This window comes from Microbacterium imperiale (genome assembly GCF_017876655.1).
GTDB classification, from domain to species: Bacteria; Actinomycetota; Actinomycetes; order Actinomycetales; family Microbacteriaceae; genus Microbacterium; species Microbacterium imperiale.
This window is the reverse complement of the sequence record NZ_JAGIOK010000001.1, coordinates 45,192-57,331: the sequence shown is the minus strand read 5'-3', so window position 1 is coordinate 57,331 and position 12,140 is coordinate 45,192. Positions and strand designations below refer to the sequence as shown.

Here is a 12,140-nt window from a genome sequence, read left to right as displayed (position 1 = left end):
TCAGGCGGTCTGCTCGACGCGCGGGAAGAGCGGGGCCAAGCCCGAGACCGTCGTGCCTGCGGGCAGGATGCCCCAGCGTCCGGCTTCGCGCAGCGGCTGGTCCTCCAGCCGCGCGTCGATGCCGAGCGCGGCCCAGAGCTTGCCGGTCGCGGCGGGCATGACCGGCGACAGCAGCACCGCGAGGGCGCGCAGCCCTTCAGCCGCGGTGTAGAGCACCGTCCCCAGCCGGGCGCGCTGCGCCTCGTCCTTGGCGAGGGCCCATGGCTCGTTCTCGGTGATGTAGCCGTTGAGGGCGTCGACGATCGTCCAGATCGCGGCGATCGCCTCGTCGGGACGGAAGCGCTCCATCGCCGCGTCGGCTGCGGCAGCGGCATCCGCGACGACCCGCTGGATCTCGAGGTCGCCGGCGGTGTACTCCGCCGCGGCCGGAACGACGCCGCCGAAGTAGCGCTCGACCATCGCGATCGTGCGGGAGGCGAGATTGCCGAATCCGTTCGCCAGTTCCGCCTGGTACCGCGCCGACAGGTCCTCCCACGAGAACGAGCCGTCCTGACCGAACGCGATGGCCGAGAGGAAGTAGAAGCGGTAGGCGTCCGAGCCGAAGACGTCGGTGATCTCGGTCGGTGCGATACCGGTGAGCTTCGACTTCGACATCTTCTCGCCGCCCACGAGCAGCCACCCGTGCGCGAAGACGCCCCGCGGCACCTCCAGGCCCGCGGCCATGAGCATCGCCGGCCAGATGACCGCGTGGAAACGGAGGATGTCCTTGCCCACGACGTGGTAGGCCGGCCAGCGGCGCGCGAACTCCTCGGGGTCGGTGCCGTAGCCGATCGCCGTGGCGTAGTTCAGCAGGGCGTCGACCCACACGTAGATGACGTGCGACGGATCCCACGGCACCGTGATGCCCCAGTCGAACGCCGACCGCGAGATGGAGAGGTCCTTCAGGCCCGAGCGCACGAACGACACGACTTCGTTGCGTGCCGATTCGGGACGGACGAAGTCCGGCACCGTTTTGTAGAGCTCGAGCAGCCGGTCCTGGAACTCGCTGAGCTTGAAGAAGTAGTTCTTCTCCTGCAGCAGCTCGAGCGGCTTGGAGTGGATGGCGCAGACCTTCAGGCCCTCGAACGGGCCGGTGCCGTCGGCGATCTCGGCCTCGGGCTTGAACTCCTCGCAGCCGACGCAGTACAGCGCGGCGTACTCGCCCGCGTAGATGTAGCCGCGGTCGAACAGGGTCTGCACGAAGACCTTCACCCGCTCCTCGTGACGTTCCTGCGTCGTACGGATGAAGTCGTCGTTCGCGACGTCCAGCGTGCGCAGCAGCGGGAACCAGGACTCCTCGACCAGCTTGTCGACCCACTCCTGGGGCGTGACGTTGTTGGCGGCGGCGGCGCGGAGCATCTTCTGCCCGTGCTCGTCGGTGCCCGTCAGCATCCAGGTGTCGTCACCGGCCTGACGGTGCCACCGGGCGAGCGTGTCGACGGCGACGGACGTGTACCCGTGCCCGATGTGGGGCAGATCACTGGGGTAGTAGATCGGCGTGGTGATGTAGAAGCTGCGGCCGTTGCTCACCCCGAGATTCTAGTTCGCGGTGACGGCGCCTCGAAGCCGCATGACACCGCCGGCGCGCGTCACGCGGTCTCGCGCACCACGAGGGTCGTCGGCAGCACGAGCGGCTGCGGATCTCCCCCGGCGATCACCTGCAGCACCATGTCCACCATCGCAGCGCTGATCTCACCCCACGGCTGTCGCATCGTCGTCAGCGGAGGGTCGTGCGTGGCGGCGAGTCCGGAGTCGTCGAAGCCGGCCACCGCGATGTCGTCCGGCACCGTCCGGCCGCTGCGACGGATGGCGGCGATCGCCCCCACGGCCATGACGTCGGATGCCGCGAACACGGCCTCGATGTCCGGCGCGCGCTCCAGCAGGCGGGCCATCGCGGCGGCTCCGGCATCGCTCGAATAGACGTCCTGCTCCACGAGCTCGGGATCGAACAGCTCGCCCATCTCGGCCCGGAAGCCCTCGAGTCGGTACCGACCGCCCGGGGTGTCGTTGGGTCCGGTGATGACCGCGATGCGGCGGTGGCCCTGCGCGAGCAGGTGGCGGGTCATCGCCCGAGCCGACTCCTGCTCGTCGACCGAGACGGTCGGCACGTGCGCCCGGTCGCCCAGCGGCACGCCCGTGCACACCGTCGGCACGCCCGCCGCGATGAGCGAGGCCAGCAGCGGGTTCGATTCGTGGGACGAGATCAGCAGCACGCCGTCGACGTGCCCAGCACGCACGTATCGCTCGACGTTGGCGCGCTCGGCGGCGGTATCGGCGATCATCAGGACGAGCGTCATCGAACGCTGCGCGAGCGCCTCGGTCGCACCGCGCAGCAGCAGCGCGAAGGTGGGGTCGGCGAACAGCAGGTGCTGCGGCTCCGTCAGCAGGAAGGCCAGCGAGTTGGCGCGCCCCGTGGCGAGGCTGCGCGCCGCGTGGTTGGCGGTGTAGCCGGTCTCGCGGATCGCACGGTCGACCGCCTCGCGTGCCTCGGGCGAGACCCAGTGGCCGCCATTGATGACGCGCGAGACCGTACCGTGCGAGACGCCCGCGGCGGCCGCGACGTCGCGAATGGTCGGTTTGCGCGACGCGCCGGTGGTGCCGTTCACGTCGGTGAGCCTACTCCCGCGGCGGGAGCACGACGCGCGGTGATCCACGAAACGGCGTCGCACTGTGACCGGTCACAGTTCGGTAACGGGATCGGCTCATCCGGCACCCGCGGGTTAGTGTGGTCGCAACACCCTGTGACCGGTCACAGTTCGACCGGTCCGCGAGACACGAGGACGCGTTTCATGCCCGCGAGCGTTTGGCCGGCCATCGACGGGATCGCCTATGGCGGCGACTACAACCCCGAACAGTGGCCCCGCGAGGTGTGGCGCGAGGACGTCCGTCTCATGCGCGAGGCCGGCGTCAACCTCGTCAGCGTCGGGATCTTCTCATGGGCGCTGCTCGAGACGAGCGAAGGCGTCTACGACTTCGAATGGCTCGACGAGATCATCGGGCTGCTCCACGAGAACGGCATCGCCGTCGACCTCGGCACCCCGACGGCCTCTCCTCCCGCCTGGTTCTTCGCGAACCACCCGGATGCACGGGTCGTCACCCGTGACGGCGTCGTGATGGGCTTCGGCTCGCGCGGCATGGCCTCGCACTCGGCTCCCGCGTATCGCGAGGCGGCCGTCGGGATCGCCAGCGCGCTCGCCGAGCGTTACGCCGACCACCCCGCCGTCGTGATGTGGCACGTGCACAACGAGTACGGGGTCCCCATCGGCGAGGACTACTCCCCCCACGCCGTCCGCGCCTGGCGCCTCTGGCTGCGGGAGAAGTACGGCAGCCTCGACGCGCTCAACGCCGCGTGGGGCACGGCGTTCTGGGGGCAGCACTACGGGGACTGGGAGCACGTCGGCGCGCCGGCTGCCGCCCCCTCGGTGGTCAACCCGGCGCAGCGCCTGGACTTCGCCCGCTTCACCGACGCGCAGCTGCGGGCCTGCTTCGTCGCCGAGCGCGACGCCATCCGTCGCTTCTCGTCGCTGCCGGTCACCACCAACTTCATGGCGAACCAGCACAACGGGTGCGACCTGTGGGCGTGGGCGCGCGAGGTCGACATCGTGTCGGACGACCACTACCTGTGGGCAGCCGACGACGAGGGCGAGATCGGCCTGGCCATCGCCGCCGACCTCTCGCGGTCGGTGGGCCGCGGCAAGCCCTGGATCCTCATGGAGCACTCCACCTCGGCCGTGAACTGGCAGCCCCGCAACGTCGCGAAGCGACCCGGCGAGATGGCGCGCAACTCGCTCGCGCACCTCGGCCGCGGAGCCGACGGCATCCTCTTCTTCCAATGGCGCGCCGGCCGCTCGGGGGCCGAGAAGTTCCACTCCGCGATGCTGCCGCACGCCGGCACCGGGTCGCGGGTCTTCCGCGAGGTCGTCGACCTGGGTGCGAAGCTGAACCGGCTCTCCGAGGTGCGCGGCTCTCGCGTGCGGGCGGACGTCGCCATCCTGTGGGACTTCGAGTCGTTCTGGGCGCAGGACCTCGAGTGGCGTCCGTCCGCGGACGTCTCGCACGGCGAGCGGATCCGCGCGTTCTACGAGCGCCTCTGGCGCGACAACATCACGGCCGACTTCGCACTGCCCGGCGACGACCTCTCGTCCTACAAGCTCGTCATCGCACCGGCCCAGTACCTGCTGCGCAGCGACGACGCCGACAACCTCAACCGCTACGTCGAAACCGGCGGCACGCTCGTGGTGTCGTTCTTCTCGGCGGTCGTCGACGAGAACGACGCGGTCCACGCGGGCGGGTTCGGCGTTCCGCTCGAACCGTCGCTCGGCGTCCGGGTCGAGGAGCACCTGCCGCTGCGCGAAGGCGTCACCACGACGGTCTCCTACGGCGACGGCTCGTTCGGCGCAGACGTCTGGCACGAGCACCTGGACGTCACGGGGGCCGAGACGCGCGCCACCTACACCGACGGGCCGGGCGCCGGCATGCCGGCCATCACCCGCAAGGAGCACGGGGCGGGCACCGGCTGGTACATCAGCACGCGCCCGGATGCCGCGGGCCTGGCCGCGATCATGAGCGACGTGTACGCCGACGCCGGCATCGCGCCTCTCCCGGCGCCGGCCGGACTCGAGGTCATCCGCCGCACCGGCGCCGAACACGACTACGTCGTCGCGATCAACCATGGCGCGACGGACGCACGACTCGCCCTCGAGGGCGTCGACCTGCTCGCAGGCGCCGCCGTCGAAGGCACGCTGGAGGTGAGTGCGGGCGACGTCGCCGTCGTCCGTGCACCGCGCACAGCACCCGGGGGTGGTCGCTGACCGACCCCACCGCCGGTCGACAGTCGACGTCGACCGGCACGCACTGAGAAAACCGCCGAGGCCACCCGGCCGCGGCATCCACACCGGTCGTGACGGCGCGACCTCTCGCGAGGCGCCCCGATCGACCACTTCGGAAGGAAGATCCATGCGCAAGATCGGGACCGGAATCGTCGCTGTGGCGGCGACCACCGTCCTGCTCGCCGGTTGCTCCGGCGGCAGCACTCCCACCGACGACAGCGACGCGGGCGGCTCGGGCGCTTCGCTCGTGGTCTGGACCGACGCGAACCGCGCACCGGCCATCGAGGCCGCCGCCGAGGCGTTCGAGGAGGAGACCGGCACCAAGGTCGAGCTGGTGCAGAAGAACTTCGAGGACATCCGCAACGACTTCATCAACCAGGTCCCCACCGGTGAAGGCCCCGACATCACCGTCGGCGCCCACGACTTCCTCGGGTCGTTCGTCTCGGCGGGCGTCGTGGACACGATCGACCTCGGCGACAAGGCCGAGCAGATCGAACAGGTCGCGGTGGACGCGTTCACCTACGACGGGCAGGTCTACGGCTTCCCGTACGCGCTCGAGACGATGGCGCTGATCCAGAACACCGACCTCGTGGGCGAGGACGCGCCGACGTCGTGGGACGACATGATCGCCCGCGCGCAGGCAGCCGGTGCCGAGCGTCCGTTCGTGATCAACACGGCCGGCCAGAAGGGCGACGCGTACACCATGTACGGGTTCCAGACCTCGTTCGGCGCCCCGGTCTTCGTGCAGGACGCTTCGGGCTCGTACACCACGGAGGTCGGCCTGGGCGGGCCCGCCGGTGAGTCGTTCGCCGCCTGGCTCGGTGCGCACGGTGAGGCGGGCTCCGGCGAGATCTCGACCACCATCGACTACGACACCAACAACGAGCTGTTCGCCTCCGGCACGGCCGCCTACACGGTGCAGGGCCCCTGGGCGATCGAGGCGCTCACGGCCGAGGGCGTCAACGTCAAGGTGAACCCCATCCCGTCGGCCGGCGGCCAGACCGCCGCTCCCTTCGTCGGCGTGCAGGGCTTCTACATCAGCTCCGAGAGCTCGAACAAGCTGCTCGCCCAGGAGTTCCTGACCACCTACCTCGCGACCGACGACGCGCAGCGCGCCCTCTACGAGGCCGACCCGCGTCTGCCCGCCTGGAAGACCGTCGCGGCGGAGGTCTCGTCCGACCCGGTCGTCGCCGGCTTCCTGGCCTCGGCCGCGAACGGCGTTCCCCAGCCCTCGCTTCCCGAGATGGGCTCCGTCTGGGAGCTGTGGGGCGCGGCGCAGGCTCAGATCATCAAGGGCGGCGACCCCGTCAGCACCTGGAACACCATGGTGGCCGACGTCGAAGCCGCCATCGGCTGATCCCCTCCGGGGGCGGAGGAGACTCCGCCCCCGGACTCTCGTCGCAGGAAAGTCGAAGGAGATGCACATGTCGGTCCCGCAGGGAACCGTGAGCGAGAGCGCCCCGCCGCCTCACCCCCCGTTGACCACGCCCGCCGCCGAGCCCCATGGCCGCCGATGGAACGGCCTCGGCTGGGGCTTCGTCGTGAAGCTCGTACTGATGGCCATCGTCAACGCGTTCGGCCTCATGGGCGTGTTCGCCGCGGTGCAGGCCGAGTCGTGGATCATCGCGACCGCTGCGGCCGTGCTGCTGATCGCCGCGGATGTCGTGTACTTCACCAAGCGCGCGCTGCCGCTGAAGTACCTGCTGCCGGGCCTGGCATTCCTGCTGGTGTTCCAGGTGTTCATCTTCGGGTACACCGCCTACATCGCCTTCACCAACTACGGCGCCGGGCACGTCGGATCGCAGGAGCAGGCCGTCGCCGCCGCCCTCGCCCAGGGCGAGCGACGCATCGACACCTCCCCCTCCTACCCGCTCTCGCTCGTCGAGCAGGGCGGCGAATACGGCTTCGCCATCAACGACGACGGCGAGATCAAGGCGGGGTCGGTCGACCGGCCGCTCGAGGTCGTGGGTGAGACCAGCGCCACCGGCGCGCCCGCCGACGTCCCCGGGTGGAACGTCGTCCCCCGCGGCACGTTCCTCGGCGATCCCGAGCTGCAGGAACTGGTGGTGCAGCTCCGGGTTCCCGTCTCGGACGACCCGAACGAGGGCTCGATCCGCACCCGTGACGGCTCGACCGGCGCCGTCTACCTGTCCACGCTGGAGTGGGATGCCGACGCGCAGACCATCACCGACACGGCATCCGGCACGGTCTACACCGCCAGCGACAGCGGGTCGTTCGTCTCGGACGACGGAACCGCGCTGCCGACCGGCTGGGTCGTGAACGTCGGGTTCGACAACTTCCTGCGGCTGGCAACCGATCCGGGGCTCCTGGAACCGCTCGCACTCGTCACCCTGTGGACCTTCGTGTGGGCGGCCCTGTCGGTGCTCATCCCGTTCATCATGGGACTCGTCGTCGCGCTGATCTTCAACGACCCCCGGGTGAAGGGTCGCAAGATCCTCCGGACCCTGTTCATCCTTCCGTACGCGTTCCCGGCGTTCATGTCGGCGCTGCTGTTCCGCGGCATGTTCAACGCCGAGTTCGGCGTCATCAACGAGTTCTTCTTCGGGGGGGCCAACATCGACTGGCTCGGTGACCCCTGGCTCGCTCGCATCGCAGTCCTGTTCGTCAACGTCTGGCTGACCTATCCGTACTACTTCCTCGTGTGCACCGGTGCGTTGCAGGCGCTGCCGTCGGACGCGCTCGAGGCCGCATCGATCGACGGCGCCGGCCGGTTCCGTCAGTTCCGGGCGATCGTGCTGCCGCTGGTCCTGGTGGCCACCGCACCGCTGCTGATCTCGTCGTTCGCGTTCAGCTTCAACAACTTCACGATCATCTACATGTTCAACAGCGGTGGACCGGCGATTCCGGGCGCACCCTACGCCCTCGGCGCGACCGACATCCTGATCTCCGCGATCTGGGCGATCTCGGGCGTCTCCGGCGGCGCGGCCGACTACGGCCTCGCCAGCGCCCTGTCGATCCTCGTGTTCATCGTCGTCGGCGTGATCTCCGCCCTGGCGTTCCGTCAGACCCGCAAGCTGGAGGAGTACCAGTGATGTCAACCGCCACCGTCCGTCCCCGCTCCGGTCGCACGACCACGGCCCGGCGCCGCCGCTGGCTGCTCGAGGTGGGCTGGAAGTACCTCGTCGCGCTCGTGATCCTCTTCTACGCGATGTTCCCGCTGCTGTACGTCGTCTCGGCAGCGCTCAACCCGCGCGGCAGCCTGGCCGCGAGCAACCGGCTCTTCGCCGCCTTCGATCTGTCGAACTTCGCCGCCCTCGGAGGCACGTCCTACTGGACCTGGTACGGCAACACCCTGATCGTCAGCGGTGCCTCCGCCCTCGGCGCGGTGCTGATGGGAGCGGCAGCGGCCTACGCCTTCTCGCGCTTCCGTTTCCGCGGCCGCCGCCCGGGCCTGACCGCGCTCCTCATCATTCAGATGTTCCCGCAGGCGCTGGCCTTCGTGGCGATCTTCCTCATGCTCCTGGCGCTCGGCGAGGTGTTCCCGGTCCTCGGGCTGAACTCGAAGCTCGCCCTCATCTGCGTGTACCTCGGCGGCGCGCTCGGCGTGAACACGTTCCTCATGTACGGGTTCTTCAACACCATCCCGATGGAGCTCGACGAATCGGCGAAGATCGACGGCGCCACCCACGCCCAGATCTTCTGGCGGATCATCATGCCGCTCGTGACCCCGATCCTGGCGGTCGTGGCGCTGCTGGCCTTCATCGCCTCGTTCGGCGACTACATCATCGCCAAGATCGTGCTGGTGTCGCAGGACAACTGGACGCTTGCCGTCGGCATGTTCCAGTGGGTCTCGAACCAGCTGGCGAGCAACTGGGGCCTGTTCGCCGCGGGCGCCGTCCTCGCCTCGATCCCGATCCTGGCATTGTTCCTCGGCCTGCAGCGGTACATCATCGGCGGCCTGACCGCCGGGTCCGTCAAGGGCTGACCCACCCCCTCGGGCCCCCGGCACAGCCGCCGGGGGCCCTCACCTCGAAGGAGAGGCCCATGCCCCGTCGCTCGCATCCGTTCCGCCGGCTCGGCGCCGCGCTGACGGCGGGGGCACTCGCCCTCGGCGCGCTCGCCCTGCCGTACACCGCCGTCGCCGCCGAAGACCCCGCGGGTGCGGCCGTCGAGGCGGAGATCACCGTTCCCCGCGTGGAGAACCTCTCCCCCGACTTCATCGGGGGTGTCGACGTGTCGTCCGTGCTCTCGCTCGAGGAATCGGGCGTGGTGTTCCGCGACGACAGCGGGGCGCCGGCCGACCTCTTCGCCGTCCTGCGCGACGCCGGTGTCACCGACGTGCGCATCCGCGTGTGGAACGACCCGTTCGACGCGGACGGCAACGGCTACGGCGGTGGCAACGTCGATGTGGAGCGCGGGGTCGAGATCGGGCAGCGGGCCACCGCGGCGGGACTCGGCGTGCTCGTCGACTTCCACTACTCCGATTTCTGGGCGGACCCCGCCAAGCAGCAGGCCCCCAAGGCCTGGGAGGGGCTGTCGGGGGACGACAAGGCGGCCGCCGCGGGTGCGTTCACCCGCCAGGCGCTCCGGGCGTTCGTCGCCGGCGGCGTCGACGTCACGATGGTGCAGGTCGGCAACGAGACGAACGGCGGCATCGCCGGCGTCACCGGCTGGGACGACATGTCGCGGATCTTCGCCGCCGGCGCGGCGGCGGTGCGCGAGATTCTTCCCGAGGCGCTCGTCGCGTTGCACTTCACCAATCCGGAACGGCCGGGCTTCTACGCCGGGATCGCACGCGAACTCGCGGCGCGCTCGGTCGACTACGACGTCTTCGCCTCGTCGTACTACCCGTTCTGGCACGGCACCCCGGCGAACCTGACGGCCGTCCTCTCGAACATCGCCGACACGTACGACAAGCAGGTGCTCGTGGCCGAGACCTCCTGGGCCTACACGCTCCACGACGGCGACGGTCACGGCAACGTCATCGATCTGCCCGAAGAGGCGACGCAGTACCCCGTGAGCGTGCAGGGTCAGGCCGCCGCCGTCCGCGACGTCGTGCAGGCCGTCGCGGACGTGGGGCCGGCCGGTCTGGGCGTCTTCTACTGGGAGCCGGCCTGGCTGCCGGTCGGCCCGCCGGAGCAGTTCGACGCGAACAAGGTCCTCTGGGAGCGTGACGGCTCCGGATGGGCGACGAGCTTCGCCGGATCGTACGAGCCGCACGACGCCGGTCCCTGGTACGGCGGCTCGGCGTGGGACAACCAGGCCCTGTTCGACCACGCCGGCAAGCCGCTGCCGTCGCTGCGGATCTTCTCCTATGTCCGCAGCGGGGCGACGGCGCCGCGCACGGTGACCGAGATCGAGAGCCCGCGCCTGACGGTCGAGGTCGGCGACGACGTCGCCCTGCCCGAGACGGTCACGGTGTCGTACAGCGACGGGACGCGCGAGCAGCAGGCGGTGACCTGGACCCCGGACACGCAGGTGATCGAGGGCGTCGGCGTGTACACGTTCGCCGGCGCGACGAGCTCCGGTGAAGCAACGACAGCGGTCGTGTCCGTCGTCGGACGAAACCTGCTCCGCAACGGCGGCTTCGAGGATGCCGACACGTCGATGTGGCGCTCGTCCGGCGCAGCGCTGACCCTGCGGTCCATCGACGACCCGCATTCCGGCGCCCGCTCCGCGCACTTCTACGCCGCGTCGCCGTTCGCGTTCACGCTCGAGCAGCAGGTCGTCGCCGCATCGTCGGGGTTCTACACCGCTGCAGCCGCACTGCAGGGCGGGAACGCCGCTCCGGACGGCCGGGTCGGGCTCACGCTCGCCACGTCGGCGGGACGGTCGGCGGACGCGCCTTTCGGCATCGACGGATGGCGCCAGTGGTCGACTCCGGTCACCGACGCGGTCTTCGTCGCGCAACGGGAGACCGTGACCGTACGCATCGAGGGCGCGCTGCCCGGCGGGGCGTGGGGCACGGTCGACGACGTCACGCTCATCCAGGTGGCACCGGCCGCGGATATGACCGCGCTGGGCACCGCCGTCGCGGCCGCCGAGTCTCTCGACCGACGCGCGTACACGGCGGAGTCGCTCGCCGTGCTCGACGCGGTCGTCGCGCGCGCGGTCGCCGTGCTCGAGGCCCCGGAATCCGCGCAGGACGTCGTGGATGCCGCCGTCGCCGCGCTGGACGCCGCGCGCGCCGCGCTCGTCGCCGTCGATGCCACCCCGGCCCCGGTGCCTTCCGCCACCGCCGCACCGGTCGCCGCTGTCGCCGCACCGACCTCGTCCTCCACAGCGGTTCTGGCCTCGACCGGCGGCCGCTGGGCAGCGGCCACCGCTTTCGGCGCTCTGGCCCTGCTCGTCGCGGGCGGCCTGCTCGTCCGCCGGTCGCGGGCGCACCGAGCCTGACCGAGCCCCCGGTCCGCGGCTGTGACCCACGCGCGTCGCAGCCGCGGACCGGTGCGGGCTCGGCGCGGAAGCGTCAGCCCTGGCGGGCGGCGAGCGCCGCCTGGTACAGCTCGCGCGAAGACAGGCCGGTCGCGGCCGAGACCTCGGCGGCGGCATCCTTCAACCGCATGCCGTCGGCCACGAGCGCCTGCACCTGGAGGAGCGCCGTCGCGGGGTCGCTCGCGCGGGGGCTCGCCCCCTCGACAACGACGACGATCTCGCCGCGGACTCCCGCCGCCGCCCAGGTCGCGAGCTCGCCCAGGGGTCCCCGCACGATCTGCTCGTGCAGCTTCGTCAGTTCGCGGCAGACGGCCGCTCGTCGGTCCGAGCCGAACACGTCGGCCATGGCCGACAACACGTCGGCGATGCGGGAGGGCGCCTCGAAGAACACCAGGGTGCGCGTCTCGCCGGCGAGTTGCTCGAACAGGCGACGCCGGTCGCCGGGCTTGCGCGGCGGGAACCCCTCGAAAGCGAATCGGTCGGTCGGGAGGCCCGAGACGGCGAGCGCCGCGAGCACCGCGCTCGGCCCGGGCAGGACCGTGACGTCGACACCGGCGGACGCAGCCGCCGCCACCAGGCCGTAGCCGGGATCGCTGACGGTGGGCATCCCCGCATCACTGAGCACGAGGATGTCCTCGGCGCGTGCGCGCTCGACCAGATCGTCGGCGCGCTGCCTCTCGTTGTGATCGTGCAGAGCGATCAGACGAGGCCGGTTCGCGATGCCCAGCGCCTGCAGCAGCCGCTGGGTCGTGCGCGTGTCTTCCGCGGCGATCGTCGTGGCGCTCTCGAGCGCCGACACGAGTCGGGCGGACGCGTCGCCGAGGTTCCCGATGGGCGTCGCGGCGAGGATGATCACCGCCCCAGCATAGGCTGGCC

Annotated in this window: 8 protein-coding genes; 5 read left to right on the top strand and 3 right to left on the bottom strand. The window is 70.6% G+C overall.

Annotated features, from left to right (window positions below; all coding sequences use genetic code 11):
- Together metG and JOF37_RS00185 are read right to left on the bottom strand one after the other, a co-directional pair.
- Entirely contained in the window at positions 1-1,569 is a 1,569-nt protein-coding gene (gene metG, locus JOF37_RS00190) for a methionine--tRNA ligase (protein WP_210003985.1), read from the bottom strand.
- 59 nt (positions 1,570-1,628) lie between these two features.
- Positions 1,629-2,645, bottom strand: a complete 1,017-nt coding sequence (locus tag JOF37_RS00185) for a LacI family DNA-binding transcriptional regulator (protein ID WP_210003984.1) — start codon at positions 2,643-2,645, stop codon at positions 1,629-1,631.
- A 183-nt stretch (positions 2,646-2,828) separates the two neighbouring features.
- On the opposite strand from JOF37_RS00185, the gene JOF37_RS00180 reads away from it, so the two are divergent.
- The 5 genes from JOF37_RS00180 to JOF37_RS15620 all read left to right on the top strand — a co-directional run bounded on the left by JOF37_RS00180 (position 2,829) and on the right by JOF37_RS15620 (position 11,225).
- Positions 2,829-4,850, top strand: a complete 2,022-nt coding sequence (locus JOF37_RS00180; protein WP_210003982.1) for a beta-galactosidase — start codon at positions 2,829-2,831, stop codon at positions 4,848-4,850.
- 145 nt (positions 4,851-4,995) lie between these two features.
- Positions 4,996-6,225: a sugar ABC transporter substrate-binding protein gene (locus tag JOF37_RS00175; protein WP_210003980.1), complete on the top strand. Its 1,230-nt coding sequence runs from the start codon at positions 4,996-4,998 to the stop codon at positions 6,223-6,225.
- Between the two features lie 67 nt (positions 6,226-6,292).
- Positions 6,293-7,921, top strand: coding sequence for an ABC transporter permease subunit (locus tag JOF37_RS00170; protein WP_210003978.1), 1,629 nt, complete (start codon positions 6,293-6,295; stop codon positions 7,919-7,921).
- Entirely contained in the window at positions 7,921-8,814 is an 894-nt protein-coding gene (locus JOF37_RS00165; RefSeq protein ID WP_210003975.1) for a sugar ABC transporter permease, read from the top strand. The genes JOF37_RS00170 and JOF37_RS00165 overlap by 1 nt, the downstream gene beginning before the upstream one ends.
- A 59-nt stretch (positions 8,815-8,873) precedes the next feature.
- Positions 8,874-11,225: a glycosyl hydrolase 53 family protein gene (locus JOF37_RS15620; RefSeq protein ID WP_210003973.1), complete on the top strand. Its 2,352-nt coding sequence runs from the start codon at positions 8,874-8,876 to the stop codon at positions 11,223-11,225.
- A 73-nt stretch (positions 11,226-11,298) separates the two neighbouring features.
- On the opposite strand, the gene rsmI is transcribed toward JOF37_RS15620, so the two are convergent.
- Positions 11,299-12,120 (bottom strand): 16S rRNA (cytidine(1402)-2'-O)-methyltransferase, encoded by an 822-nt coding sequence (rsmI, locus tag JOF37_RS00155; protein WP_210003971.1) that lies wholly within the window; start codon positions 12,118-12,120, stop codon positions 11,299-11,301.
- Positions 12,121-12,140: the final 20 nt, after the last annotated feature.